Source organism: Shewanella sp. Shew256 (genome assembly GCF_002196695.1).
In the GTDB taxonomy this organism is placed as follows: domain Bacteria; phylum Pseudomonadota; class Gammaproteobacteria; order Enterobacterales; family Shewanellaceae; genus Shewanella; species Shewanella mangrovisoli.
In genome coordinates, this window is the sequence record NZ_NAJR01000005.1 from 1 (window position 1) to 22,569 (window position 22,569).

Genomic DNA, 22,569 nt, shown 5'->3' on the forward strand with positions numbered 1-22,569 from the left:
GGTCAGCGATCTTGCTTAACTCTGAGTGTCTACCCGTCCAGCGGCAGGTGCGGCGGCTGCATTCGATACGTTGTGTCATGCTCTATTCCTTCTTTCGTGAATGGTGGCAACTATCAAGCGGCGCTGGTTTGTACTGGGGTGGAGGTTGATTCCGTGGCGGCTTCGGCGGTTGGTTCTGCTGGTTGGTGTCCGGCGTGATTAACAAAGTCAGCTGGAGGGGCTAGCTCTGATTTATCCAATGTCATCGGCATAATCATGGCGACGATTTCTTTTTTTAAGCCCATAACTGCAATCAGCGAATTCTTTTCTGACAGGTGTAAAACCGCGCCGTTAATTTTGCAGTAATTCAATTTTGATAGGCGGCTTAGCAGGTTAACATTCATGCCAATCGTTGATGCTGGCTTTAAGTTTTCATCACTTAGCCGTGATTTAAAGAGCTTGCCTGCATTGGGGTAACGCCCACCCATATTTGCGTTAATAAACTCAATGTGAGTAATTCGCTTGCGTTCATCAATGCCCAACGCTTCAAAGGTGGTGAAGGTATCAATGATGTCGTAAATCGATGTGAGCATGGCCACGCCATCGTTGATAAAGATGTTTTGTATGGGCAGCAAATGCTTTTTATTAGCGGCTTTTACCAAGTCTTTACTGATTTGGTAAATGTATTCGCCATCGCTAAAGCCGTCCTCATCATGGATGGTGACGAGGCAATGACCGTCGGTGGCGGTGAGGATTACGCCTTTTTCAGGGTGTGGCTTTACGTGAAAGCCGTTGAGGTAGTAACGAACATCATTTTTAGCGGCGAACGCTGCCAGCATTGGCAGGTATTGAATGTTGAATTTGGTTTTCATGGTGATTGCTCACTAGACTGATGATGGAATTGATGAACTTGTAAGGATTACTTACAGGTTTAATTTGATGTGCTGGCGAATCGTGCATATTGGGCATCAAGCAGGTCTTGTGAGCTGCTGTGGCCGTGTTTTTGCTTTATCTCTTGCCAGCGTTCAATTAGCCGTTCCCAAGTGTTCTTCGATTCTGGGTAGTCGATGATCAGCTGGTTTAATTCGGCTATTGAGCGATCACAATAAGCGGCAATAGTGTTGCCTTTAGCTTGGCGTTCTTGCTCTAGCTCATTTGCAAGCATGGCGACTAGGGCGTCGCTGGTGGCGTGGGCTTGTGCATCAAACATGGCTATCTGCCTTAATTATTGGCTTGTTTGCGTGGTGGCTTGTGTGATGAGCGCTGCGGTTGAGCCAGCTGATGGTTCTATCGCTAACCGTGATATTGATTGCTGGTGGCTCGGCGATGCGGGTGAGTTTTACGCGGCCGCTGCGGCTGACTTGGATGTTGGCCACTTCGTTTAATTTCGTGGTTTTTAGCGGGGCTTCGTCCAGTTTGGTGACGTGGTAGCGCTCGCGGAAGGCGTAGCTGCAAACATGGCTTTGCAAGTAGGCCTCGAGTTCATTTTTACGCTGGATCACCGTAGGGCAATGCATTAGATCTGGCAGTTGAGCGAGGCGACAAGCAATGCTGAGGTGTAACAGCAGTTGCGATTCTATGGGTTGCAGTGGGGCGCAGTGATGCGCTGCGATGGGGTGGGACATAGGTCACCTCGCATGGTTGATTGTATGAATTAGGGTTGTTTGAATGGGTTGGTTTTGTGCTGCGCTGTCGGCAATGGCACGGTTTAGAGCAAATCGAAGGGGATTAACTTGGCTAATAGCATTAGCACTAGGTCGATAAAATCAGGTTGTTGGGCTTTCTGTTTATAGGGAGTCATGGCGTTGCGTCCTGCAGTTTAACGGGGCAACTATCCGGTTATTCCGGATAGTTGGGTTTAAACGTTGTGCCCGTTTTTTAATCACGTTGGGCCTCGTGATACGATTGGAGTTCCTACACACCCAATCGATAAACTTATGCTTAATAAAATTAAAGGCAGGCTTCGTCATATATCTAGGCGATATATGTACACTTCGATTTCTGCTGTGGCGTTATTTGCTTTTGCTAAGATGCTGAAAACATCAATAATTTACGATAAAGAAATCGTTTTTATTTATGGATTAGCTTTTTTGAATTTATTGTTTTTTATTATTTTGTGCCTTTCTATTTACCATGATGTAAGACATTACAAACAACAAATAACTGATGTACGCAGTTATCGCAACGAGGTCAATAAGCTCAGAAGGCTTCAATCCAAAGGCGGTGAAGGTGTCAAATCTGTCAAAAATAAAGTGAGCGAGCGTCGCGACAAAGTCGATTAAAAGGACTATCCATATTGAAACCCAACACTCTTTAATTTTCATGGTTGTACTCGCCTTATTTAGTGCTGAACATCACTGCTATTCAGCACTATTTTTTATCAGCATAGGCTTACTCAGGGTAAACTTGCTTGGTGTTAACACTTTTCACTGCCGCCTCAATTACCTCGGCAGTTTCAAGCGATTTTTCATCACCAAGCACTGACAACACGGGTAACGCAGACTCAAGCGCTTCTGCAATTTCGACGGTGAACTCAGTGGCAGCGTGGATAACGCCGACTAATTCGCTGGCAAGATGGTTAAGGGTGGACACGTCATACGCTTTTGCTTCTGCGCTTGCCGCAATCGCCATAGTTAAGTCATGGCGATCGTGCTGATGGATTGTGCCGACCTCAACCACGTTGGTTGCAGTCGCTAGTAGGCGGTTTTTCACTTCTTCAATTTCAATCGCTAATTCGCTCATGTTGCTCATACTGACCTCGTTATGGATGTTATTACGTTGATGTTTGGTTTTATCGCTACCACTCGCACTCTTGATCATGCAAGTGGCAGCTGTAAAACCGATTGCACGCATAGCGGGTCATTCGCACAGTTAAGCCATTCCAGCAAATTCACCCCTTTATCTGGGAGGTGATACCCGGTCGCCGCTGATTGCATGCAATTTTTTTTGTTAGTGAATTTCCGTCCCCCATCACTAACAACCTTGGGGTGACCTAGTCCGCGCCTCTGCTAGTGCAAAGGCTGGGTTTAGTCGTTCATGGGCCATTCTGTTAAAGAGCGTGATTAGTATTACTAACCGATGGCTAGATAATCACGCTTTGTGTTTATTTTGTCAACACGAAATGTGTTTAATTTTTATTTTTGTGTGTTCAAAACGATTCGATTCTTTTCGCTTCGTGATTTTTTGGTTTATGAAGATACAAAAAAGCCACCTAGAAGGTGGCTATAAAGGCGAGTGATAAATGGTGGTTAGTCGATTAGCTCGACCTTTTCTAGCTTGAATGATTTGCTGGCGTCAGAGTCGATGCAAAACGCAGTAAAAGCACCGTCTGGCTTGATGTTTTGCAGAATCAACTTACGTGGCTTACCTGCATTTGATCCGCCGTTATAGATAACTTCGATGGTTTCATTGCTCAGGAACTTATCTAAAAATGGCGCCATCGCTGGATTGGTTTGCTTTAAACTGTCTACCGTGGCGCATAGGGTAACAACGTCGGCCAGTTTCTTTTTCGATAACGCCTCAAATTGTTTTTCAGTCAGCTCTAGCTTGATCATCATTATTCCTTGTTATTCAACTTTAGTTTTGCGCAATACCGCCAGATATGATTTGTGGATTGCCGTTCTGGTCAGTCATCACGCGATATAGTTTGTGCTGACCTTGGCTAATGCTGGTTTCAAAATGGCGAATACTGGCACCACCGCATAGGGCACTTCCAGAGAGTTGCGAACCTAAGATCAACTCACCTGATTTTACGTTAAAGGTAACTTTTTCAGCGGTATCTAACTTGGCCGCTAGCGCATCGTTTAAATACACATCGACATAGCAGCCACCACCCATAAAGCCGCTATCTCGGATGATGGTGATTTTGGCATCTGTGCTTTTGGTATTGCTGAGCAGCACTCTTTCTGCTGGCGCTGGCTTAGCATTATCGATTGTTACAGCTGAGGTGGCACAGCCAGTTAGCATGGCTATTAATATTGAGGCAGTGATAAGTCTCATACAAATCCTTTTACTTATTTTCAGTTATTCCAAACGTTTAGCACTGACCACCAGAACACCCAGCCGATAATTTTGATCTCGGCTGCTTTTTCTGGGGAGATAAATTCATCGGGGAATTCATCGTTGTTATAGCTTTTAATGCGAATGCCACCACCTGGGGTGCGGTAGAGCATTTTAACTCGCAGCATGCCATCGTGATCAATGGCGTACATCTCACCATCGATAATCGATTTTTTACTGGTATCTATACCTACTGTGGTGCCGTGACGCAGTACTGGCAGCATGCTATTGCCGCTGACGGTAACACAGGCCGCGTGGTGCGGTTCGACTCGGCTCTTTTTAAGGGTGGATTTTGCAAAGCGTAGTTTGCAGCCGCCGTTCTCTTGCACAAAGGTAGAACCACTGCCTGCGGCTAATTCGACTTCACGGTAAAACGGTAGTGCCACTTCATCATCCCTTAATGGTGTATCGCCATCCCATAGCTCAAAGCCAGCATGCCACTCTGCATTTGAATCTATAAATATTGGCATTGGTATTTCTTCATTTGAAGAAGCAGAGTATTGAGCAATAGGCATACTGACAAAGTCATCATCTTTATTGTTTTCACCATACAAGATCTCAGCAGGTGTTACGTTGAGAACTTTCGCCAGAGTCTCAGCATCAATTGCGCTTACTGCTCGGGTACCAGCCTCATAGTTTCCTACTCTTGATTGTGACTTCCATCCGCAAAGCTCCGCCAAGGCAGCTTGACTTTTAATGCCAGCCTTTAACCTCAACCGCTTGATGTTTCGGCCAACCTTCTTTTTGGGGTCGTCATAGTTCATCGCAAATACCAGTAAAGAATTTTGAATAAGAATATCACGTAATGTGATATTTGATTTTTTCGTTTTGTGTTTACTTATAAACACGTTTCGTGTTTAATGTGATTAATTCAATGTCGAGACCAGATAAGATGAACAACATTTCCATATACCGAAAAAAAGCGGGTCTTTCACAGACAGAGTTGGGTAAGGCCATCGGAAAGACTCAGGGCGCTGTAGGTAACTATGAGGCTGGTATTCGAAATATCGACCTAACTACCTGCTGGGAAATCGTCAAGGCATTCAATCAGTCAGGCATTGTTTGCTCTTTCGCTGATGTGTTCCCTGAGCCTATTGGCGAATCCAATCAAGTCGCTTAGTTAATTTAAGACAGGATATCTAACTCTATGACTAAGAACACATTAAAGCGCGAGTCACTTTTATGTTCCGATCCTCTCTATGCCGCCCATGCGCTTGGGCATGATTACGGGGTGGATAAGCTGGCTAAGGATTTATTCCAGCAGCCCGGGGTGATGTACAACAAATTAAACCCTGAGAACGACAGCAATCACTTGTATTTGCGCGATGCGATTCATTTGACTGAGCTAGCTGATGATGACCGCATTTTATCGGCATGGTGCCATAGCCGTGGCGGGGTGTTTGTAAAATTGCCTGAGTCGGTTAACTGCGATGAAGAGCTAAGCGATCAGCTACTGCTGATTAGCGAGCAAATGGGCATTGCGCTGGCCGAGATCCGCGACTCCCGCGCTGATGGGGTGATCACCCCTGATGAGTTTGAATGCATTAGCCGTGAGCTAACCAAAACCGTGCGTGAAGTGCTGTCGCTTAAAGCGGTAGTGAGTAGCCAAGTGCGGGATCTGCCGAAAGCGAATGATTTTAGCATCGAATTACAAGCTGGTACTTCTGCCACTGTTAAATTCGCGCAAGCCTTACCAAAGAGCGCATCCAATGAGTGATGTTATTGATGATGCCGCAATCGAGCATGAAGCGCATATCAAGGCCGCTTTATCTGTTCGCCAACCAACGCTGCCTTTTATTGGCAAGTGCCATTACTGCAAGGCAACTGTTTCAACTAATCAACATTTTTGTGACGCCGACTGCCGCCATGACTATGAGCGGTTAAAGGCGAATTGGAGAGTGTGATGGCTAAATTGACCAAGATTCGCCTTACAAAATTTTCTGAAACCATGGGACAATTATCTGATTGGTGTGCCATTTGTGTTGATAAATCAGATCCATGGTATGGACTGATTTTTTTTAAAGATTCTGGTGACTGTAGCTGGGTTTCTAAAAGAAAAGCTACGCCATTAGAGATGGAACACGCTACTTCGCGTAAAGCAATGATTAACAGTTTGCCCTCAGAAAATCAGTTAACTGATAACTCATGCGCAAAATCTTGTGCAGATATCCCCTACACACCTGAAGAAGATGCGGAGTTCGCTCGCATTGAACGTAATCAACAAATGTCTGAGTTCGCTAGCATTGAGCGCAATCAAGAGATTGCGTTATTAGCCAATGTTATTCGCACATCACCTACGACGAGTGCCGAGGCAATTGCTGAAAGGGTGTTAGACGCTGGGTATCAGTTTTCGGGTAGTGCAGTGCGGTTTAAATAAGAAAGCCCACTAGAGCTGTGGCGGCTGTGGGCTTAATACCAAGAGAGGCAAAAACAATGGTACTGGAATCAATTGATAGCGTCAATCATGGCGCTGGTGGCAGTAATGTGGTGCCGTTACGGCCCGTTGCTGAGCACAAACAGCAAACGCGGGGTGGGGTGGTGAAAGCAGATTTGGATGATGGTTATTTACGACTCTCCAATACGCTGGTGGACGCTCTGTGCCGCACGAAATTAAGCGATCGTGAGAGTCGTGTTTTGCATGCTGTTATTCGTCGCACTTATGGTTTTGGCAAACCCTCTGATTGGATTTGCTTGGATCAATTAGCCGAAATGACGGGTATCTATACGACCAATATTTGTCTTGCGATTAAGTCACTCACCGATAGAAATATCTTAATAAAAAGTGGCCGTAAGCTTGGGGTTAACCCTGTTATTTCAGAGTGGAGTGATAAGTCATCTGCTGCTGAAAAATGCAAAAAAACCATTATCAAAACCGATAATAAAATTATCAATTCCGATAATCCGATTATCGAAACCGATAACCAGAATTATCGAAACCGAGAGATACAAAAGAAAGACAATATTACAAAAGACACAATACAAAAGATCTCTTCGTCGCACATTGCTGTCGCAATGGCCGACACACAGATAAAACCCGATGCCGCTATTCAAACGCCCAATGGCAAGCTTTGGGGCACTAAGGACGATTTAACCTGTGCTGAGTTTATCTACTCCCGCGTGTTGATGGTTAACCCCACGGCTAAAAAACCTAACTGGCCAGACTGGGCTAACCAAGTGCGTTTAATGCGCATGCAAGACCACCGAACTCACCACGACATCTGCAAGCTGTTTAAGTTTGCCAATACCGACTCGTTTTGGGCGAGCAATGTGTTATGCCCAAAAACCCTCCGTAAACAATGGGACAAACTAAACGCCAAACTGCTAGCGAGATCATCACATGAAGCCAATACAACAACTGCTACCGCAAACCCTGCACGCTATGAACACTCCACAGCACGAGTCTTCCGCGAACTACGGGAAATGGCAGAGCAGCTCGAGCATTCAGCAGATCACCACTGTGGTGGCAACACAATTGATGCCGACTATGAACCTGTACAGCCGTGATTTTAGCAATCGCTTTGGCGCTGAACTAGGCAGCGTAGTGCAGGAGTTTGTTAAGCAAATCGGTGAGGCTGGCTTGAGTGTGGCTGAGGTGATGATTGGCATTGAGGCCTTTAAACAACGTGCTGCAACTGCGCCTTGGAGCGTTAACCCCGCTGAGTTTGTGGCGATGTGTACGCCTACACCTGAGCAACTTGGATTACCCAGCGCCGAGCAGGCTTACCGCGAGTGTTGCTCCCATGGTCGGTGGCCGAGTGAGCACAATTGGAGCCATGGCGCGGTGTTTGCCGCTGGCCGTGAAACGGGTTGGTATGAGCTGCAAAACCGCACAGAACAGCAAACATGGCCGTTGTTTAAACGCAATTACGAGGTGATGTGCCGCCGTGCAGTTAAGGGTGAAAGCTTTGATGCATGCATTCCTAAGGCGCTTGCCGCCCCAGTAAACAAACCTGTTGAACACCAAAAGGCTTGCTCGATTATCGCTGATTTGCGCCAAAAGTTTGGGCTAAGGACTGCCAATGGCTCTGGCAATTAAACACCTTCCCGATGATGCGCCAGATTTTTATAGCGCGATTGTGGCGCCTGGGGCCATCGATTCATCAGCTATCCAAGTCGTGCAAGAGGCGGTTAACGATGCGGTGTTGTTTGTGCCGGTTAAGACAAGCGCCGCTGACTTACGGGCCCAAGGATTATTGCGCGAACGTGAACTGCCGCAAATGTGGCATTGCCGCGGTGGTGAGTCAGACATGGAGAAGATTGTAAAGCACATGTCGGTGATCCCCGCTGAGTTTAAGCATTCCGTTTCTATAGAGTATGAGCGTTTATTTGCGCTGGGTGGGCCAGCTTGTCGCAAACAGGCTAATCAGTTTTTAGTGAGACAGTCAAAGCGGTTTAGAGGGGTGGTGGTGTGATTCGTATTGGTATTGATCCTGATCTCACTAAAAGCGGCGTAGCGCAAGTAAGAAATGGAAAAATTGAAGGCTTAAAAAGCATGACATTCAGTGAATTAATCAATTATGTCGTTTTAACAAAAATGGCAAATGACTTAACAGGAACTCGAATTGAAGTCTTGCTCGAAGATGTGGATAACAAAAAGCCAGTATTCGCCAGCAAGTTAAAGCGGACTGCCAAAGGCCAAAACCCATTGCTTGCCTACGTTGGTCATGCCCCAAGCCAAGGCGGTAGTGAATTTAAGATCAATATGAGCAAGGCCGAGGACTTGGGAAAAGTGAAAGCCACGGCAAGATTAATTAAAGAAGTACTCGAGGACAAAGGGATTACCGTGACTTTGGTTAAACCGCTGCGTGGCCCAGTGAAAAAGGCTAAGGATAGCAGTGTGTATTTTAACAAAATCACCGGCTGGACTGGCCGCAGCAATGCCGATACCCGCGATGCTGCGTTAATCGCCTTATTTGGCAAGGGGGATTTATGCCGTTAAAAGTCCCATTTGCTGAGCGCTTGGCGCGTGGTGTTGAGTTGTATGTAAACCAAAAGATGACGCTGATAGAGAGTTCTGCAGCCGCGCCTGTGTGCCGTAAAAAACTATCAAAAGAGCTTAAGGATCGCGGCTTATTGCGCAAGGAGCCTAAAAAAGTCAGCGAAAGATTAGAAAAGGCCATCAAATTTTATGTTGATGAAAAGCTATCTGCGTATAACGCAGCAACAAAAGCGGGTTTTGGACAAGTCGGCCTCTTAAAAATATTAAGAGAGCGCAATTTACTGCGCAATTCAACGGATGAAAGTGCTGCCAATTTAGAAAAAGCGATCGCCTTGTATGTTGCTGGTGAATCGATTCTTACCGCATCACGCCAAGCCAAGGTTGGCAACCAAACCTTAGGCAATGCACTGAGTGCCCGTGGATTACTGCGCAAGCAGCCAGAACGCAAGCCAAAGAGCACTGTGTCCCGCCAAGATCCGCTTGAAGCTGCCGAAAGCCGTGTATCAAGTATTGCACTAAGCATTATTCATTCCGCTGCCCGTGCTGCAGCTAATCACCAAGGAGATGGCAGATAAATGATTTCAATTGAGCGCTTGTTTGAGCTGCTATCTCCACGCGGGTTATCGGTTGGTACGGCTGGCGGTAAAGGGGTTTTTAGTAAGGAGGATGCTATGGGTGTTGTTGCGCAGGTACAGGGTAAGTACCCCGTTGGGGTGAAAGTGTTAGAGGCGACAATTTGCGGTGATGTGGATGCCGAGGATGTACTCGTTAAGGCGCTATGCAAGCAGTATGAAGTGGATTTTAGGCCTGCTGCCGCTTCGGCCTTGGCAAAACTGGCCGTGAATGAAGTGTGCGGTACCCGTGTTTGCCCTAAGTGTAAGGGAACAAAACTTAACTATCACCGCAATGATGATTGCAAGCACTGTAGCGGAACGGGGCGGTTAGTACATACCGTTGAGCAGCTGACTAAATCGTTTTGTGATTTAAGTGGCGCCAAGATCACGCCAGAGCAATTTAGCCAGCATTTTTACGACAAGTATATGGACGGTGTAGATGCACTGCATCAGCACGAACATGACGCAGCACGCTTTGCTAAAAAAGTACTGCGAATGGTTGGCGAAGAAATGGGGCTAGCGGGTTGATGAAAGCACCTGACAACAGAGAAAAATTTAAAGACGTGGCATGGACTCAAGGCAGAGTACTTGAAACAAGAACAACTCGGCGGTGGAGCAAGCAAGATATTGAATTAGTAAGCCGTATAGAGCGCAGAACCGCATTTGCTCACTTTTATTCACATGATCAAGGTCGTAGCCGTGAATTTGTCTATCAATTTGAAAGTGCTGAAGAATGTGTAAGAGCGATAAATGCGCATAACAGCGATTTGGAAAAATCGCGCTAATAGTTTTGGAGGTATATATGCAATTTTTATTAGGTTTAGTTTGGCTTAGTTTATTTTTATTTTCACTTTGGCTAACCGCTAAGTGTTTTGTTGTAACGATCGGGGCTGAAAATAATGGATTAATTTATAAGTCTTTAAAGTATAAAGTTTTTAGTGTTTTTTATTGGTTAATTGTTTCATTTGTTTGGGATTTTTGCTTTTCATTCATAACTATAAAATTTGGGTGGTGAATGCGAAAAACACGGTTTTTAAAGGGCAAACCCAATGATTGAAACGGTAAGCGACTTAGTTAAACGGCTTAAAGCGGAGGCAGAGCAACTCGAGTCTATGGGCTCGGTTGATCTGGCCTGTGGTGTTGAAGCGGCGGTGAGGGTGATTGCTAATGAGCTTGATGGACACCTACCCATTGGCAATGCTGATTATTACCGGATTGAGCCATTGGAGCGGATGAATAAGCGCTTAATGGCAGTGTTGGCAACCCAATCATCGATTAATGAACGGTTTGATTTGCACTGTAAACAGCAGGTGTTATCAACGCCTGAATACAAGGCTTTGGTGAGTGCTAAAACGGCCATCCATCAGCAGATTAATGCGTTGCCAAAGTGCAATATCTGCCGTGGTGTTGGCAAAGTTAAGCCGATGTTCGAGCTGTACCCATGCGATAAATGCGGCGGTTCTGGCGTTGATTTATCGGCTAATGGCGAGCTGATTAAGTTGCAGCAAGCGTTGATACTGGCTGAGTTTGAGTTGATTGAAAAACTGACTGCAGCGCTGTTTAAGGTGGGGTTATCAGCGGCTGATAAAGAGGCGATCTCGGTTGAATATTTTTACGCTGACTGCCGAACTAACCTGAGGTGCGACTGATGGCCATAGCCTGTATTGCCTTAAGTGATGCCGCCATTAAACGGGCTGTGGCCGATGAATCGATTACCGAGATTAGGGACCCACGTTATCCGCTACGGTTGCGCCTTGGCAGTTCGCGCAGTCGTGGCAGTTGGTATTTAGTCACCAATAAAGAGGGTAAGGCAAATTGGTCAAAGGTGGCTAACTGGCCGTTAGTGAGTGCCAAGGCAATCATTGATGATTTACCCACGTTGAGCATTCAGCATCGCCAAGATCAAAGCGTGAAGGTGAATACCTGGTTAAGTTGCGGCGGCTTGTTGAATTGGTATTTAACCCGGTCACAATCCGACACCAGCTTATCGATTAAACGCCGCCGCAATATAAAATGCACCATCGTTAAGCATTTATTGCCGGTGCTAGGTGAGGTGATGCTGAGTGAGCTCAATCATCATAAAGTCGATGAGCTATTAATTTGGCCCCTGCAGGCTCGTTATTCTATTGGCAGTGTTCGCCAGTATTACGCCGTGCTGCGCAAAGCCTTTAAGCAAGCGACGGTGCTAAAGCTGATTAGTGATGATCCGTTGGCATCGTTAAGTTTTACAGATTTTATTGCTACGCCCATCGCGACAAAACCACCGCAATTACAAGCAACTGATTTACCTAAGCTGCTGAGTGACCTTGATACCGCCAGTGATAGTGCTGCGTTACTGGTATTTATTATGTTGGCCTACGGTACCCGCATTGGCGAAACCCGCTTGCTTAAGTGGAGCTATTACGACGAACCCAATGCTAAGTTAGTGATCCCCGCCAATATCACCAAAACCCATGCTCAACTGACTATCCCTATCTCTGGTCTGATGTCCGATGTATTGCGCTGGCATAAGTCAATGCAAGCCGCTGCAGGTTATCGAGGCGGGTACCTATTTCCGCACCCATGCCGTAACACAGGATTAGATGAACGTGGCGCTAATAGCTTGGTTAAACAGGTGAGTGGTGGTGAATGGACGGCCCATGATTTACGCAAGCTAGCTCGCTCATGTTGGGCTGATTTGGGTATCGATTACATGGTGGCCGAGCAGATGCTAAACCACTCTATGACCAAGCTAGACCAAGCCTATATTCACACCTATTTAGCTGATCAAAAGCGTGAGGCTATCGAGCTATGGCATAACCATTTGCTATCGATACATCAGCTATTTGCAGAGAGGATTTGCAAATGAGTAGTCAAGACAGTTTCAAGATAGAAAATATTAGCAAAACAGCTTAAAGCCTTGTGTGTTATGGCTTACAAGGCGATTTATGCATCTTCAAAAGAGGAAGATATTTAATGAGTGAGACAGTGGTGTTAATTGGCAACAATGGAGCTTATCTGCCTAGATGGGATTCAATGAAGCCACAACTAAACAATACCGTAGCGAAGGTGGACGGAGACATCATGATAACAGTTGAAGGTGATGTTTGTTTGACTGTGGAGTTCTCGTTGCCTGAGTGCTTGAAAGAGCCTGCTGAAATTTGCCCCATCAGCCGCCGTAATAAATCAGACCGCAAGCGCAATCGCGCTGAAAGATGGAGATAACCGCAATGAGTAAAGTCAAATATCAGCAATCAAATAAAACCTCAAAAGCAGAGTTGGCAAAAGAATTTTTGCAAAGAGCTGAAGCTCTAGGAATAAAAGCTTCAATCAAAGGCGATTGGGTTGTTTGGAAACCAGTATTACCAGCTGAAATGCTTTTGGAGGTGCCCCCAATTTCTAATGAAATTTTTAAGCTGGTATCAACTTCGGAGATTAGTACGAATGGCTAAAGTCGCATCTTTTAAACCTTTCTATCATGGTGAAAACAGCTTTGTTGTTCTGGATAGAATCAAGCATTTTAGTATACATAGCAGTAATGGCTTCAATGGTACCAAGATTCACTTTGATGACGGCACCGAACTGTTAGTTGGTGAATGGCCTGAGGCTGTACGCGATGCAATCGAGCAGGCGGGGAAAGAGTAATGAACTTATCAAAGTTATTAGCGTTACTTGGTTATATGACAGAGCAGCAGGCGCTTGCCGAGGGATTTACCAACCATGGGAGCTATTACGGGATCCCTGTGTGGATTGGAGACGTAGACGGTGATTTTATGGTGGCGACTAAGTGGGCTCCTCTGGAGTTACTGATGTCGGTATTCCATGTTATTGAGGGAGTAATGAGGCCAATATTATTCCCCAACGAGCCAAACTCTTTTCAGTTTCAGCTAGGACACAAGATCAAAGGAAGTGTTGGTAAACCCTATTTTCTATTTGGTGATATTGAAACAGGTGGCCTTAATGGCCGACTTGATAACGGTCAGCTTGGTATGGAGTATTACCCAGTTTTTGAACTGGCATTTATCGTCACTGATATCGATTTAAATCAGGTTGGTGAGGAGCTCAGGATTGTGGTTCATCAAGATGAAAAAGCGATTAACCGATCACACCAATGGGCGATTGATACCCATACCAAGAGCGGATTGCTTGATGAAGTGAGGCAATCAACTTGCTCACTACCAGAGGCAGAGCGGCAGATCATCAATTACCTGAACAATATGGGTGTTGAAGCCTATAACCGAGAAACCAAAAACGGGGTTATCTTCGCGGGCAACTCCATCATGTTCGACCGTTCATACATCCTGTGCCAACTCCAGCGACTGCATGAGTTTATGCATTATCGCCAGTTAGACATCTCAGCATTAGCTCTTACTGCAAGAGCTTGGGCGCCAGAAGTTGAAAAACAGGCCATTGGAGCAAAACAATATAAGCATGAAGCATTAGCAGATATCAGAGAGTCGATCGCCGAGCTTAAGTGTTATCGCCAGGTACTGTTTGGGGGTAATGATAATGTGTAAATGCGTGAAGTGCGGCTCCAGTTCGATAGAATTTCAGTTTGTAGAAGATGGCACCAATTTAGGTACATGCAAAGAACAAGGAAAGATGAGTGAGTTTATTCGCTATGTGGCAAGGACATTTGACTATCAAATAATCTGTAAAAAAGAGCATCTATTAAAAACATGCCGGTGCTGTAAATATGCGTGGCGTGAGCATACGTTAGATAACGCCACTGTTAATCAATCCCCGCCTGGTGATGATTGATGATAACCACCTACATCGCTGGTCCAATAAGCGGCAATGTCGAAGCCAATAAGCAGGCGTTCTTTAAAGCGGCCGAGCAGCTAGCGGAAACTGGCAGAGTAGTGCTTCACTCTGCTGGCCTGCCGTTCGGCCTAACCGAACCGCAGTATATGGATATCTGTTACGCCATGATCCGTGCTTGCAATGAGATTGTGATGTTGCCCGGTTGGCGCAGGTCTGCAGGCGCCACCGCCGAGTATTACTACGCCAAGAAGATAGGGCTTAAGATAGTGTTTGTTCCAACTGTAATAGACATTGAACGCGGTATGAGTTTAGTATCGTGATAGTGAAATTTAAGAGCTAAAAATCATGGAAAATGAACGAAATTACACCATTGGCGCAGAAGATATCGTTGCCGTGGATGTGCATTTTGAAAATCAGATTGAAAAGCTGATAAATGACGTCCTCGGTGTTGATGTCGGTGAGTCTTTTGCTATCAGCATTGACGCCCTTGTTAACACAATGCTTCCTACATCTAAAGAGGATCCTTTTAAGGCATACTGGCGTGCAGCAAATAAGCTTCTTGTCAGACTTAACCATGCTAACAGAGACAAATTTAAAGGTTGGTGCTTTTGTTGTGATGAAGGTCGTTCAATCGTTTATTTCGGAATTAAGGATGAGCTCGGTCGAATTAAAATCAGTTAAGTGATAAGTAATTAAATAAGGTTTTTAGATGGAAACCATTTATCTAGTTAGACAGAAAGGTGTTTACTGGAAAGACGTTCTCGGCATATCAACAAGTGAAATAGAAGCTATTGATAAATGCAAGGCCATGGCATTACTTGATTCTGATTCTTACCATTTGTGGATTGTTAGTAAACATAAGATCGGTGAATTCACTCCAGTTGACAGTAAAGGCGAAATTCAGGAACCATGCAGTTCTGAGGAAATTATATTTAGAACAGATCGTGATACTGAAATGAAGAACAATTCATTACTTTAAGATAAAGAAGAAAACAAGTTAGTCGAATAAAATGATTTACCCAAGCCTTATGTTTTACTATCCTGCTATAACAATGCGGGTTATAGCATCTAAAGCCACCAGATAGGTGGCTTTTTGCTATCTAGACCTTTCAGTTTATTCAAGCCTCGGCCATCGCCGGGGCTTTTTGTTTTGGGGCATCTATGAGTAAGATTTTGATGAGTGTTACTAATCCAAATGGATTCAAGCTAGAGTTGCTGCTTAAACAATTGCAAGAAGAAGTCGCTGAAAAGACGGCACGTGTTGCACATGATACAAGCGAATTAGCAGAGAAAGTTAAGTCAAATAATCTTCAAATCATCAAACTATTATCAGAAGCTGAAGCGTTACAGGTAGAAAGCTTTAAACTCATGGCCGCTAAAGCACCAGATACAGGTCCTCTAGGTTCTCCACGGATTGGTAAGTAAATCATGCGCAATAAGGTATTAGTCACAGGCCTGAGCTTATCAGCTGCTGCACTGATCACCTTGGTTTCATCTGAGGGCTTCTCGCCAGTTGCCGAGATCCCTGTTAAAGGTGATCGCCCTACACTAGGATTTGGTTCCACTTATCACGCAGATGGACGGCCAGTAAAGCTAGGCGAAACCACTACCCCAATTAACGCACTTAAAACCGCAAAGGCTCATATCGATAAGGATGAGCAACGCTTTCGAGCAAGCCTGCCTAACGTAGAGCTTAATCAAGCATCTTACGATTTATACATCGATTGGACGTATCAATACGGCATTGGCCGTTGGTTAGCCTCTCCGATGCGTGGCCATCTTATCCAAGGTGAATACCAACAATCATGTGATGCACTGCTGCTGCCAGAGTATCGCACCGTAGATGGCTATGACTGCTCAACGCCTGGCAACAAGCGCTGCTATGGCGTGTGGCTGCGGGCGCAGCAGCGGCACCGCGACTGCCTCGATGCTCTCAAGTGAGTTAATGTAAGTCTCTGATAAATAATGCATTTGTGCTTTGGTGGGTGGGGCGGGTCAAAACTTCATGGCTTTTGCCTAACTGACCGTGCGCCTCCCTTTTTATGCAAAACCGCGAAATGAGACCTTTTTTTCTGGCAAATTTAGGCAATAAAAATGCTTTCAACATTATCTAGTAAAATCATTGCCTTACTTATCGTTTTGCTGATTGTTTTGATAGGCGTATTCACGGCCTTTTTTGTGATCAATAAGGGGCAAATCGCGCTATTAAATGCAAATTTGGATAAATCGGAACTAGCCCGTTCTGAGCTGCAAAAAAATTTATCCTCGGTGACTTCATCACTCGAAACTGCAGAAAAAGATAAACAAACCTTGCTCGGCAATCTTGCATTGCTGGCAAAGGCCTTGAGCGATCGTGAAAGGTCTCGGAATGAGATTAAGCGCGAGTTCGAGCAATCCACCAAAGAGTTAACTCAGGTATTCGAAAGGTCCAGCGATGAAAAAACGCTATCTTGGGGTGCTACTAGTATCCCTGATGCTGTTAACCGCGTGCTCGAGCAGTCCGCCAGATGTGCGAACCGTTACCGTAACCAAGATTCAGTATGTTTTTCCGCCCAAGGAACTGATCAGCCAGTGTATCGTTCCGCCGTATTCCAGCAAGAAAAACCAAGATCTTTCTGAATACACCAACTCGTTGATGAACGTCATTTCTCTGTGCGACCTCGATTGGTTGTCACTAGAGAATTGGATTAACGAGCAAAAGTCGAAACTGTCTGCCGAGTGATCGGAGGCTAACAATGAATATCAAACCTTTGGCGCCAATTATGGATAAAGCAACGACAACTGGAAGCTATGTCGCTTCAATCTCAACAGCAATAGGCGGCTTTTTGTCACTCAACAATATTGCGTTGTTGCTTGGTATCGCATCAACAGTCGCACTTTTCCTTGTTCAATATCGTCGAACACAAGAGAAGCGTAAGCAGGACAAGGAATTTCATCTTGCCAGAATGGCCGCGATCAAAGCTGGCAACCTAAACGTAATCAATATGGACGATAGCAATGAATAAAGTCGTGGTTATCTTCAATGGCGCCATCGTTTCTGTGCCTGCTGTCGAGTCTGATATTGGCAATGGTCAAACAAAATTAGTACCACTGGTTCCTGCTGATTGGGTTGAAGTAACTGCAATAAACGCCGCATACCCAACATTTCAGGGTAAAACCAAGCCGCCAGTTATTAAGCAAAGTAAGCAAGACGATTTAATTGAGTCGATGCAAGCGCTAACAGCAGCCATTACCGCCCAAACTACAGCGATTAGCCAGCTGGTAAACAGTAATATTGAGATCGTTGATCAGCTGATGGCTGTAGAGGACGAAGAACAAAAAACATCAGGCTATTTAGATGGCTCGCATGAACTATGAGCCAACCAAGCTGGCGCGATGACAAACGCAAAACCGCCGAACGCGGTTACGGTGGACGCTGGCAAAAAGCCCGTGAAACCTTCTTAAAGCGCAATCCGCTGTGCTGCTTCTGCGAGCAAAAAGGCATTATCACCGCCGCAACAGTAGTGGACCACAAAACGCCGCACAAAGGCGACCAAGCCCTATTTTGGGATACCAACAACTGGCAACCGCTGTGCAAGCCTTGCCACGATAGCACCAAAAAAATAATGGAGAGCAGAGGCGTAAAGCTTGGCGCAGACGAAAGCGGCAAGCCAACAGACCCAAATCACCATTGGAACAAGTAGTGAGGTAAAACGTGGCAGTAGGACGAAAAACCACGCCAACCGCGCTCAAGCTCGTTACAGGCAATCCCGGCAAACGGCCGCTCAATAAAAAAGAGCCAAAGCTAGAAGCGGGGATCCCGCGAATGCCGGCTTATCTCAGCCCAAGAGCAAAAGCAGCATGGAAAAAGCTAACAAAACTGCTTAAAGACATGGGCGTACTCACGCTAGCCGACGGCATGGCGCTTGAGCGGTTGTGCGACGTCTACTCAGAAATCCTCGACCTGAGAGACGAAATAAAACAAAACGGCCGAACGTACCAAAGCATCAAAATCATCGGCGAAAACATTGACGAAGATACCCGCGAAGTCACTCAAGTCGAGCAAATGCTAATGAAGGCAAACCCAGCCGTGCAAATGTTGGCCGATGCCGACAGGCGATTTAAGGCCTATCTCGTAGAATTTGGGCTAACCCCATCGGCCCGTAGCAAAGTACAGGTAACTGATGGCGACAAGAAAAAAGACGAGATCGACGAATTCTTCGGATAACGTAGAAGATCGCGTCACTCGTTGGGCAAAACAAGTCGCATCAGGGGAGTTCCTCGCTGGCCCCGATATCCGCAACGCCTGTAAGCGGCACTTAAAAGATTTAGAAACAGGTCACGAACGTGGTCTTACTTGGGATTTAGCCGCCGCCAACCGCGCAATTAGCTTTTTCCCAAAAGTATTGCGCTTAAGTGGTGGTGATCACGAAGGCAAGCCATTTAATCTGCTCGACTGGCAAGCGTTTATCGTCGGCTCGCTGTTTGGCTGGAAGGATGCCGACGGTACCCGCCGTTTCCGCATGTGCTATGTCGAAAGTGGCAAAGGTTCTGGTAAATCCCCGTTAGCTGCAGGTATCGGGCTTTACGGTTTAGTAGCTGATGGTGAGGCCTCCGCCGAAATTTATGCAGCGGCCACCAAAAAAGATCAGGCCATGGTGTTGTTCCGCGACGCGGTTTCCATGGTCAACCAATCGCCGCAGTTAAGCTCAAGATTAAAAAAATCGGGTACCGGGCAAAGCGTTTGGAACCTTGCCTATCTCGCTAAAAACTCATTTTTTAGACCAATCAGCTCCGACAACGGCCAATCAGGCCCTCGTCCGCACATGGCGCTGATTGACGAAGTACACGAACACAAAAACAACAACGTCGTCGAGATGATGCGTGCGGGTACCAAAGGCCGCAAGCAAGCGTTGATCTTCATGATCACCAACTCAGGCCACGACCGCACTAGCGTTTGTTACTCGTACCACGAATACGGCAAGGCCATTTGTGCGGGTACCAAAGAAGATGATTCGTTCTTCGCCTTTATCTGTTCGCTCGACGAAGGTGACGACCCGATTAATGACGAAAGTTGCTGGCAAAAGGCCAACCCATCACTTGGACACACATTCACGCATAAATACCTGCGTGAACAGGTCACCCAAGCCAAGGGCATGCCAGCCAAAGAGAGCATTGTTCGGCGCTTAAACTTCTGTCAGTGGGTAGATAGTGCCTCACCTTGGCTATCCGCCGACACATGGATGGATTGCGAAGATGATTTTGATATCAGCGAGCTATACGGCGAAGAATGTTACGGCGGGCTCGACTTATCCGGTACCCGCGACTTAACCGCCTTAGCGCTTTACTTCCATCGAGTAAAAACGCTGTTAGTGGACTTTTGGACACCCAAAGACACGCTACTGGATCGCGAGCGCACCGATAACGTGCCGTACTCGTCATGGCTAAGGCAAGGATACATACACGCACCACCCGGTCACGCAGTGGACTACAGCTTTGTGGCCGAACGCGTTGCCGAGCTGTCAGCACTGTTTGAGATAAAAAGCATCGGCTTTGACCAATACCGGATCCACTACCTCGAGCCAGAACTCGCCGAGGCAAACGTATTTATTCCGTTGGTTAAACACGGGCAAGGTTATTACAAGGCATCAGAGTCAAACCTCTGGATGCCGCGCTCAATTGAGCTATTCGAAAAGCTGATCACCAGCAAAGAGATCAGAATCAAAACCAATCCATGCCTAAGGTGGAACGCCGCAAGCGCCGTGCTTGAGGCCGATGCCAAAGACAACCGAATTTTTACCAAGAAAAAATCCACAGGTCGTATCGACGGCGTAGTCGCCTCAGCTATGGCAGTGGGAACGGCATTAGAGTCTGATGGCGTCGATGATACCGAAGATTGGCTAGCAGCAATTAAGGACCCAATTTACTAATGAATACACCACTTGCTCTATTCATCTTCCTGGCACTAACAGGTTCGTTAATGGCTGTCGCTGGTGTTTATATCCTGTTTGGACTTGGTTGGTCGCTGTTATCTGGTTCGATCCTATCGTTTGCAGGCGCTTCATTTTTACGTAAAGGAATGACAGCGTGAAACAAAAAAACTCACTTGCTTTGGTTATTGCTAAAGCAGCAAGTCAGCCGTTTGCGTCACTCGACAGCTTTATGGGTAAAACCTTAAGGCTAACAGACGGTGATTTTTGGTCGCAATTGATGGCAACGTCTAAAAGCGGAAAAACAGTCAATGTGAATACTGCTATGCAGCTTGCTGCAGTATGGGCCTGTGTACGCCGCATTTCAGAAACTGTTGCAATGCTGCCGCTAGGCTTGTACGAGCGCCAAAGTGATGGTGGCCGGATCCAAGTTCAAAACAGTCTTTCTACTGTATTAAGCATTAAGCCCAATGCAGATATGACTGCCATGCAGTTTTGGGAAGCGGTTCTCGCATCATTGCTACTTAAGGGAAATGCGTTTATTGAGATCCACCGTTCAGCCGGTGAGGTTATCGCCCTCGATTTTCTTATGCCACATCGCATGGATATCGACTTAGATGATAGCGGTAGTTTGATCTACTGGTACACACCAAGAAACGGATCCCGCCGTCAAATCAAAAAGCAAAACATGATGCACATTCCTGCATTTTCGTTGGATGGGTTGATTGGTTTATCCACCATATCTTACGGTGCCAATGTATTTGGTGGTGCAATGTCGGCCGAAGATGTGAGTGCAAGTACCTTTAAAAACGGCATGACAAAAACGGTCGCTTTTAAAGTTGATCGCGTAATGAATAAAGAGCAACGCGCAGAATTTCGTGAGTATGTAAAAACGATTACTGGCGCAATGAATGCAGGCAGATCGCCTGTGCTTGAGCAAGGCATTACCCCTGAGTTAATCGGCATTAACCCAATTGATGCACAGTTACTCGAGTCACGAAACTACAGTGTAGAAGAGATTTGCCGCTGGTTTTTGGTGGATCCGTCACTCATCGGCTTTGGCGGTAAAGACAGCAATTGGGGGACTGGGCTTGAGCAAAAGATGATCGGCTTTGTCACCTTAACTTTATCGTCTTGGATCCGCCGCATCGAGCAATCAATCTCTATTAATCTGCTTACGCCAGCCCAGCGACAAACTCAGTACGCACAATATAACCTTGAGGCGTTACTACGGGGCGATAGTGCTTCACGCGCAGAGTTCTACAGCAAAATGACTCAAAACGGCATCTACACCCGTGATGATTGCCGGGTTAAAGAGAACTTACCGCGCCGCGGTGGTAATGCCGATGTCTTAACCGTTCAAACCAACTTAGCCCCCATTGATCAGCTGGGTGCTCAATCAGAATCTGCAAAAGTCCAAGCCGTACTAAACAACTGGCTCAATCAAGATAACTAGGGGTAAACCATGCCTTTTCCAAAAAGCTTCTCGCAGAGCGGAGTGCGCTGCGATATTTCTCCGCGCGCGCAAGAGCTGTGGAACCCAGCGATTAAAGCCGCGGTAGAAAACACCGAATCAACCATTACTGTTTACGGCATCATTGGCGAAGATTGGTACGGCGAAGGCGTCACGCTAAAGCGCATCGATGCAGCTTTACGCAGCATAGGTAATGAAAAAGACGTCACCGTTTATATCAATTCCCCAGGCGGAGATATGTTCGAAGGTATCGCTATCTATAACCGTCTGCGCGAACACAAAGGCAAAGTCACCACTAAAGTACTTGGCCTTGCAGCCTCTGCTGCCTCAGTCATTTATATGGCTGGCGAGGATGATGCGCGATTTGTTGCTAGCTCTGCCTTTCTGATGATCCACAACTGCTGGGTATTTGCCATCGGTAATCGCCACGCCCTACGTAACATCGCCGACGATATGGAAGAATTCGATTCTGCCATGGTCGATTTGTATGTTGAAGGCAGTGGACAGAGCGAAAAATCCATTGCCACCATGATGGATGAAGAAACCTTTATCCGTGGCAAAAAAGCCGTAGAGCTTGGCTTTGCTGCTGACACTTTATCAGCCGATGAAATTGGTGAAGCCACCGAAAACACTAACGCTAACTCACTGCGTAAAGTGGATGCGGCCATGGCAAAGGCTGGCGTACCACGCAGCGAACGCCGTCAACTACTTCAAGATTTAAAGTCCAGCACGCCGAGCGCTGCTGGCGGCATCACGCTAAATGCTGATGTGTCCGATACGCAAAACGCTGTCGCCCCCGATCTAACCGCGTTAATCAACGCATCAAAAATCATTTTATCTAAATAACTGGAG

The 22,569-nt window shown here is 46.2% G+C and carries 39 protein-coding genes; 32 read left to right on the forward strand and 7 right to left on the reverse strand.

Annotated features, from left to right (window positions below):
* Window positions 1–113: 113 nt before the first annotated feature.
* From B5P39_RS10410 to B5P39_RS10420, 3 genes are read right to left on the reverse strand one after another with little or no spacing between them, the layout of a single operon-like run.
* A complete protein-coding gene (locus tag B5P39_RS10410; RefSeq protein WP_088211462.1) occupies window positions 114–851 on the reverse strand; it encodes a hypothetical protein in 738 nt (245 codons plus the stop codon).
* Window positions 852–910: 59 nt separating this feature from the next.
* Window positions 911–1,189 carry a hypothetical protein gene (locus B5P39_RS10415; RefSeq protein ID WP_088211463.1) on the reverse strand — a complete coding sequence of 93 codons (279 nt, stop codon included), beginning with the start codon at window positions 1,187–1,189 and terminating at the stop codon, window positions 911–913.
* Window positions 1,182–1,604, reverse strand: a complete 423-nt coding sequence (locus tag B5P39_RS10420) for a hypothetical protein (protein WP_088211464.1) — start codon at window positions 1,602–1,604, stop codon at window positions 1,182–1,184. Before B5P39_RS10420 ends, B5P39_RS10415 begins: the two co-directional genes overlap by 8 nt.
* Before the next feature lie 360 nt (window positions 1,605–1,964).
* Here B5P39_RS10420 and B5P39_RS10430 point away from each other — a divergent pair, with 360 nt between their 5' ends.
* The gene (locus B5P39_RS10430; protein ID WP_088211466.1) at window positions 1,965–2,261 is read left to right on the forward strand and encodes a hypothetical protein; all 297 of its coding nucleotides are present in this window, start codon (window positions 1,965–1,967) and stop codon (window positions 2,259–2,261) included.
* Between the two features lie 109 nt (window positions 2,262–2,370).
* On the opposite strand, the gene B5P39_RS10435 is transcribed toward B5P39_RS10430, so the two are convergent.
* The 4 genes from B5P39_RS10435 to B5P39_RS10450 all read right to left on the reverse strand — a co-directional run bounded on the left by B5P39_RS10435 (window position 2,371) and on the right by B5P39_RS10450 (window position 4,802).
* Window positions 2,371–2,832 carry a hypothetical protein gene (locus tag B5P39_RS10435; protein ID WP_088211467.1) on the reverse strand — a complete coding sequence of 154 codons (462 nt, stop codon included), beginning with the start codon at window positions 2,830–2,832 and terminating at the stop codon, window positions 2,371–2,373.
* A 395-nt stretch (window positions 2,833–3,227) separates the two neighbouring features.
* Window positions 3,228–3,533 (reverse strand): hypothetical protein, encoded by a 306-nt coding sequence (locus tag B5P39_RS10440; RefSeq protein ID WP_088211468.1) that lies wholly within the window; start codon window positions 3,531–3,533, stop codon window positions 3,228–3,230.
* Window positions 3,534–3,555: 22 nt separating this feature from the next.
* Window positions 3,556–3,978, reverse strand: a complete 423-nt coding sequence (locus tag B5P39_RS10445) for a hypothetical protein (RefSeq protein WP_088211469.1) — start codon at window positions 3,976–3,978, stop codon at window positions 3,556–3,558.
* Between the two features lie 20 nt (window positions 3,979–3,998).
* Window positions 3,999–4,802 (reverse strand): XRE family transcriptional regulator, encoded by an 804-nt coding sequence (locus B5P39_RS10450; RefSeq protein ID WP_088211470.1) that lies wholly within the window; start codon window positions 4,800–4,802, stop codon window positions 3,999–4,001.
* Between the two features lie 110 nt (window positions 4,803–4,912).
* Here B5P39_RS10450 and B5P39_RS10455 point away from each other — a divergent pair, with 110 nt between their 5' ends.
* The 31 genes from B5P39_RS10455 to B5P39_RS10610 all read left to right on the forward strand — a co-directional run bounded on the left by B5P39_RS10455 (window position 4,913) and on the right by B5P39_RS10610 (window position 22,563).
* Window positions 4,913–5,158, forward strand: coding sequence for a helix-turn-helix transcriptional regulator (locus B5P39_RS10455; RefSeq protein WP_254915759.1), 246 nt, complete (start codon window positions 4,913–4,915; stop codon window positions 5,156–5,158).
* 27 nt (window positions 5,159–5,185) lie between these two features.
* Window positions 5,186–5,755 carry a phage regulatory CII family protein gene (locus tag B5P39_RS10460; protein WP_254915760.1) on the forward strand — a complete coding sequence of 190 codons (570 nt, stop codon included), beginning with the start codon at window positions 5,186–5,188 and terminating at the stop codon, window positions 5,753–5,755.
* Window positions 5,748–5,942, forward strand: a complete 195-nt coding sequence (locus B5P39_RS10465; protein WP_088211471.1) for a hypothetical protein — start codon at window positions 5,748–5,750, stop codon at window positions 5,940–5,942. Before B5P39_RS10460 ends, B5P39_RS10465 begins: the two co-directional genes overlap by 8 nt.
* On the forward strand, window positions 5,942–6,415 hold the full coding sequence (locus B5P39_RS24915) for a hypothetical protein (RefSeq protein WP_254915761.1): 474 nt from the start codon (window positions 5,942–5,944) through the stop codon (window positions 6,413–6,415). Before B5P39_RS10465 ends, B5P39_RS24915 begins: the two co-directional genes overlap by 1 nt.
* Before the next feature lie 56 nt (window positions 6,416–6,471).
* Entirely contained in the window at window positions 6,472–7,542 is a 1,071-nt protein-coding gene (locus B5P39_RS10475; protein WP_088211472.1) for a replication protein, read from the forward strand.
* Window positions 7,514–8,074 carry a replication protein P gene (locus tag B5P39_RS10480; RefSeq protein ID WP_088211473.1) on the forward strand — a complete coding sequence of 187 codons (561 nt, stop codon included), beginning with the start codon at window positions 7,514–7,516 and terminating at the stop codon, window positions 8,072–8,074. Before B5P39_RS10475 ends, B5P39_RS10480 begins: the two co-directional genes overlap by 29 nt.
* Window positions 8,058–8,450, forward strand: a complete 393-nt coding sequence (locus tag B5P39_RS10485) for a hypothetical protein (protein ID WP_088211474.1) — start codon at window positions 8,058–8,060, stop codon at window positions 8,448–8,450. The genes B5P39_RS10480 and B5P39_RS10485 overlap by 17 nt, the downstream gene beginning before the upstream one ends.
* An 80-nt stretch (window positions 8,451–8,530) precedes the next feature.
* Window positions 8,531–8,977, forward strand: a complete 447-nt coding sequence (locus B5P39_RS10490) for a hypothetical protein (RefSeq protein WP_254915762.1) — start codon at window positions 8,531–8,533, stop codon at window positions 8,975–8,977.
* Window positions 8,968–9,552 carry a hypothetical protein gene (locus B5P39_RS10495; protein WP_088211476.1) on the forward strand — a complete coding sequence of 195 codons (585 nt, stop codon included), beginning with the start codon at window positions 8,968–8,970 and terminating at the stop codon, window positions 9,550–9,552. Before B5P39_RS10490 ends, B5P39_RS10495 begins: the two co-directional genes overlap by 10 nt.
* Window positions 9,553–10,119, forward strand: a complete 567-nt coding sequence (locus B5P39_RS10500) for a TIGR02642 family protein (protein WP_088211477.1) — start codon at window positions 9,553–9,555, stop codon at window positions 10,117–10,119.
* Window positions 10,119–10,376: a hypothetical protein gene (locus B5P39_RS10505; RefSeq protein ID WP_088211478.1), complete on the forward strand. Its 258-nt coding sequence runs from the start codon at window positions 10,119–10,121 to the stop codon at window positions 10,374–10,376. Before B5P39_RS10500 ends, B5P39_RS10505 begins: the two co-directional genes overlap by 1 nt.
* Window positions 10,377–10,640: 264 nt before the next feature.
* On the forward strand, window positions 10,641–11,240 hold the full coding sequence (locus B5P39_RS10515) for a hypothetical protein (RefSeq protein ID WP_088211480.1): 600 nt from the start codon (window positions 10,641–10,643) through the stop codon (window positions 11,238–11,240).
* Entirely contained in the window at window positions 11,240–12,439 is a 1,200-nt protein-coding gene (locus B5P39_RS10520) for a tyrosine-type recombinase/integrase (RefSeq protein WP_088211481.1), read from the forward strand. The genes B5P39_RS10515 and B5P39_RS10520 overlap by 1 nt, the downstream gene beginning before the upstream one ends.
* 107 nt (window positions 12,440–12,546) lie before the next feature.
* Window positions 12,547–12,795 carry a hypothetical protein gene (locus tag B5P39_RS10525; protein WP_088211482.1) on the forward strand — a complete coding sequence of 83 codons (249 nt, stop codon included), beginning with the start codon at window positions 12,547–12,549 and terminating at the stop codon, window positions 12,793–12,795.
* 5 nt (window positions 12,796–12,800) lie between these two features.
* Complete coding sequence (locus tag B5P39_RS10530; RefSeq protein WP_088211483.1) at window positions 12,801–13,022, forward strand: hypothetical protein; 222 nt, start codon at window positions 12,801–12,803, stop codon at window positions 13,020–13,022.
* Window positions 13,015–13,215: a hypothetical protein gene (locus tag B5P39_RS10535; protein WP_088211484.1), complete on the forward strand. Its 201-nt coding sequence runs from the start codon at window positions 13,015–13,017 to the stop codon at window positions 13,213–13,215. Before B5P39_RS10530 ends, B5P39_RS10535 begins: the two co-directional genes overlap by 8 nt.
* Window positions 13,215–14,087 carry an oligoribonuclease gene (gene orn, locus B5P39_RS10540; RefSeq protein ID WP_254915763.1) on the forward strand — a complete coding sequence of 291 codons (873 nt, stop codon included), beginning with the start codon at window positions 13,215–13,217 and terminating at the stop codon, window positions 14,085–14,087. Before B5P39_RS10535 ends, orn begins: the two co-directional genes overlap by 1 nt.
* 243 nt (window positions 14,088–14,330) lie before the next feature.
* Window positions 14,331–14,654, forward strand: a complete 324-nt coding sequence (locus tag B5P39_RS10550; RefSeq protein ID WP_088211486.1) for a DUF4406 domain-containing protein — start codon at window positions 14,331–14,333, stop codon at window positions 14,652–14,654.
* A gap of 25 nt (window positions 14,655–14,679) precedes the next feature.
* Entirely contained in the window at window positions 14,680–15,015 is a 336-nt protein-coding gene (locus B5P39_RS10555) for a hypothetical protein (RefSeq protein ID WP_088211487.1), read from the forward strand.
* A gap of 28 nt (window positions 15,016–15,043) precedes the next feature.
* The gene (locus tag B5P39_RS10560) at window positions 15,044–15,313 is read left to right on the forward strand and encodes a hypothetical protein (RefSeq protein ID WP_088211488.1); all 270 of its coding nucleotides are present in this window, start codon (window positions 15,044–15,046) and stop codon (window positions 15,311–15,313) included.
* 182 nt (window positions 15,314–15,495) lie between these two features.
* On the forward strand, window positions 15,496–15,759 hold the full coding sequence (locus B5P39_RS10565) for a hypothetical protein (protein ID WP_088211489.1): 264 nt from the start codon (window positions 15,496–15,498) through the stop codon (window positions 15,757–15,759).
* A 3-nt stretch (window positions 15,760–15,762) separates the two neighbouring features.
* A complete protein-coding gene (locus B5P39_RS10570) occupies window positions 15,763–16,275 on the forward strand; it encodes a glycoside hydrolase family protein (protein WP_088211490.1) in 513 nt (170 codons plus the stop codon).
* A gap of 532 nt (window positions 16,276–16,807) precedes the next feature.
* Entirely contained in the window at window positions 16,808–17,056 is a 249-nt protein-coding gene (gene lysC, locus B5P39_RS25165; RefSeq protein ID WP_217895740.1) for an Rz1-like lysis system protein LysC, read from the forward strand.
* 13 nt (window positions 17,057–17,069) lie between these two features.
* Entirely contained in the window at window positions 17,070–17,339 is a 270-nt protein-coding gene (locus B5P39_RS10580) for an HP1 family phage holin (RefSeq protein WP_088211492.1), read from the forward strand.
* Entirely contained in the window at window positions 17,332–17,691 is a 360-nt protein-coding gene (locus tag B5P39_RS10585; RefSeq protein ID WP_088211493.1) for a hypothetical protein, read from the forward strand. Before B5P39_RS10580 ends, B5P39_RS10585 begins: the two co-directional genes overlap by 8 nt.
* The gene (locus B5P39_RS10590) at window positions 17,688–18,017 is read left to right on the forward strand and encodes an HNH endonuclease (RefSeq protein WP_088211494.1); all 330 of its coding nucleotides are present in this window, start codon (window positions 17,688–17,690) and stop codon (window positions 18,015–18,017) included. Before B5P39_RS10585 ends, B5P39_RS10590 begins: the two co-directional genes overlap by 4 nt.
* 11 nt (window positions 18,018–18,028) lie before the next feature.
* On the forward strand, window positions 18,029–18,541 hold the full coding sequence (locus B5P39_RS24675) for a phage terminase small subunit P27 family (protein WP_140906804.1): 513 nt from the start codon (window positions 18,029–18,031) through the stop codon (window positions 18,539–18,541).
* Entirely contained in the window at window positions 18,498–20,243 is a 1,746-nt protein-coding gene (locus B5P39_RS10595) for a terminase large subunit (RefSeq protein ID WP_217895741.1), read from the forward strand. Before B5P39_RS24675 ends, B5P39_RS10595 begins: the two co-directional genes overlap by 44 nt.
* A complete protein-coding gene (locus B5P39_RS10600; protein ID WP_011072870.1) occupies window positions 20,243–20,404 on the forward strand; it encodes a hypothetical protein in 162 nt (53 codons plus the stop codon). The genes B5P39_RS10595 and B5P39_RS10600 overlap by 1 nt, the downstream gene beginning before the upstream one ends.
* Complete coding sequence (locus B5P39_RS10605; RefSeq protein WP_088211495.1) at window positions 20,401–21,699, forward strand: phage portal protein; 1,299 nt, start codon at window positions 20,401–20,403, stop codon at window positions 21,697–21,699. The genes B5P39_RS10600 and B5P39_RS10605 overlap by 4 nt, the downstream gene beginning before the upstream one ends.
* A 9-nt stretch (window positions 21,700–21,708) precedes the next feature.
* Window positions 21,709–22,563 carry a head maturation protease, ClpP-related gene (locus B5P39_RS10610; protein WP_088211496.1) on the forward strand — a complete coding sequence of 285 codons (855 nt, stop codon included), beginning with the start codon at window positions 21,709–21,711 and terminating at the stop codon, window positions 22,561–22,563.
* The last annotated feature ends 6 nt before the right edge of the window (window positions 22,564–22,569 follow it).

Excerpts from the sequence above, each read along its gene's own strand:
- lysC (WP_217895740.1), top strand. The coding sequence starts at position 16,808 with ATGCTGTTAACCGCGTGCTCGAGCAGTCCGCCAGATGTGCGAACCGTT.
- B5P39_RS10560 (WP_088211488.1), top strand. The coding sequence starts at position 15,044 with ATGGAAACCATTTATCTAGTTAGACAGAAAGGTGTTTACTGGAAAGAC.
- B5P39_RS10520 (WP_088211481.1), top strand. The coding sequence starts at position 11,240 with ATGGCCATAGCCTGTATTGCCTTAAGTGATGCCGCCATTAAACGGGCT.
- B5P39_RS10595 (WP_217895741.1), top strand. The coding sequence starts at position 18,498 with ATGGCGACAAGAAAAAAGACGAGATCGACGAATTCTTCGGATAACGTA.
- B5P39_RS10455 (WP_254915759.1), top strand. The coding sequence starts at position 4,913 with ATGTCGAGACCAGATAAGATGAACAACATTTCCATATACCGAAAAAAA.
- B5P39_RS10430 (WP_088211466.1), top strand. The coding sequence starts at position 1,965 with ATGTACACTTCGATTTCTGCTGTGGCGTTATTTGCTTTTGCTAAGATG.
- B5P39_RS10450 (WP_088211470.1), bottom strand. The coding sequence starts at position 4,802 with ATGAACTATGACGACCCCAAAAAGAAGGTTGGCCGAAACATCAAGCGG.
- B5P39_RS10515 (WP_088211480.1), top strand. The coding sequence starts at position 10,641 with ATGATTGAAACGGTAAGCGACTTAGTTAAACGGCTTAAAGCGGAGGCA.
- B5P39_RS10550 (WP_088211486.1), top strand. The coding sequence starts at position 14,331 with ATGATAACCACCTACATCGCTGGTCCAATAAGCGGCAATGTCGAAGCC.
- B5P39_RS10610 (WP_088211496.1), top strand. The coding sequence starts at position 21,709 with ATGCCTTTTCCAAAAAGCTTCTCGCAGAGCGGAGTGCGCTGCGATATT.
- B5P39_RS10435 (WP_088211467.1), bottom strand. The coding sequence starts at position 2,832 with ATGCGTGCAATCGGTTTTACAGCTGCCACTTGCATGATCAAGAGTGCG.
- B5P39_RS10500 (WP_088211477.1), top strand. The coding sequence starts at position 9,553 with ATGATTTCAATTGAGCGCTTGTTTGAGCTGCTATCTCCACGCGGGTTA.
- B5P39_RS10460 (WP_254915760.1), top strand. The coding sequence starts at position 5,186 with ATGACTAAGAACACATTAAAGCGCGAGTCACTTTTATGTTCCGATCCT.
- B5P39_RS10555 (WP_088211487.1), top strand. The coding sequence starts at position 14,680 with ATGGAAAATGAACGAAATTACACCATTGGCGCAGAAGATATCGTTGCC.
- B5P39_RS10600 (WP_011072870.1), top strand. The coding sequence starts at position 20,243 with ATGAATACACCACTTGCTCTATTCATCTTCCTGGCACTAACAGGTTCG.
- B5P39_RS10465 (WP_088211471.1), top strand. The coding sequence starts at position 5,748 with ATGAGTGATGTTATTGATGATGCCGCAATCGAGCATGAAGCGCATATC.
- B5P39_RS10475 (WP_088211472.1), top strand. The coding sequence starts at position 6,472 with ATGGTACTGGAATCAATTGATAGCGTCAATCATGGCGCTGGTGGCAGT.
- B5P39_RS10410 (WP_088211462.1), bottom strand. The coding sequence starts at position 851 with ATGAAAACCAAATTCAACATTCAATACCTGCCAATGCTGGCAGCGTTC.
- B5P39_RS10480 (WP_088211473.1), top strand. The coding sequence starts at position 7,514 with ATGCCGACTATGAACCTGTACAGCCGTGATTTTAGCAATCGCTTTGGC.
- B5P39_RS10580 (WP_088211492.1), top strand. The coding sequence starts at position 17,070 with ATGAATATCAAACCTTTGGCGCCAATTATGGATAAAGCAACGACAACT.
- B5P39_RS10415 (WP_088211463.1), bottom strand. The coding sequence starts at position 1,189 with ATGTTTGATGCACAAGCCCACGCCACCAGCGACGCCCTAGTCGCCATG.
- B5P39_RS10420 (WP_088211464.1), bottom strand. The coding sequence starts at position 1,604 with ATGTCCCACCCCATCGCAGCGCATCACTGCGCCCCACTGCAACCCATA.
- B5P39_RS10485 (WP_088211474.1), top strand. The coding sequence starts at position 8,058 with ATGGCTCTGGCAATTAAACACCTTCCCGATGATGCGCCAGATTTTTAT.
- B5P39_RS10570 (WP_088211490.1), top strand. The coding sequence starts at position 15,763 with ATGCGCAATAAGGTATTAGTCACAGGCCTGAGCTTATCAGCTGCTGCA.
- B5P39_RS10535 (WP_088211484.1), top strand. The coding sequence starts at position 13,015 with ATGGCTAAAGTCGCATCTTTTAAACCTTTCTATCATGGTGAAAACAGC.
- B5P39_RS10590 (WP_088211494.1), top strand. The coding sequence starts at position 17,688 with ATGAGCCAACCAAGCTGGCGCGATGACAAACGCAAAACCGCCGAACGC.
- B5P39_RS10565 (WP_088211489.1), top strand. The coding sequence starts at position 15,496 with ATGAGTAAGATTTTGATGAGTGTTACTAATCCAAATGGATTCAAGCTA.
- B5P39_RS10495 (WP_088211476.1), top strand. The coding sequence starts at position 8,968 with ATGCCGTTAAAAGTCCCATTTGCTGAGCGCTTGGCGCGTGGTGTTGAG.
- B5P39_RS10445 (WP_088211469.1), bottom strand. The coding sequence starts at position 3,978 with ATGAGACTTATCACTGCCTCAATATTAATAGCCATGCTAACTGGCTGT.
- B5P39_RS10530 (WP_088211483.1), top strand. The coding sequence starts at position 12,801 with ATGAGTAAAGTCAAATATCAGCAATCAAATAAAACCTCAAAAGCAGAG.
- B5P39_RS24915 (WP_254915761.1), top strand. The coding sequence starts at position 5,942 with ATGGCTAAATTGACCAAGATTCGCCTTACAAAATTTTCTGAAACCATG.
- B5P39_RS10490 (WP_254915762.1), top strand. The coding sequence starts at position 8,531 with ATGACATTCAGTGAATTAATCAATTATGTCGTTTTAACAAAAATGGCA.
- B5P39_RS10525 (WP_088211482.1), top strand. The coding sequence starts at position 12,547 with ATGAGTGAGACAGTGGTGTTAATTGGCAACAATGGAGCTTATCTGCCT.
- B5P39_RS10505 (WP_088211478.1), top strand. The coding sequence starts at position 10,119 with ATGAAAGCACCTGACAACAGAGAAAAATTTAAAGACGTGGCATGGACT.
- orn (WP_254915763.1), top strand. The coding sequence starts at position 13,215 with ATGAACTTATCAAAGTTATTAGCGTTACTTGGTTATATGACAGAGCAG.
- B5P39_RS10440 (WP_088211468.1), bottom strand. The coding sequence starts at position 3,533 with ATGATCAAGCTAGAGCTGACTGAAAAACAATTTGAGGCGTTATCGAAA.
- B5P39_RS10585 (WP_088211493.1), top strand. The coding sequence starts at position 17,332 with ATGAATAAAGTCGTGGTTATCTTCAATGGCGCCATCGTTTCTGTGCCT.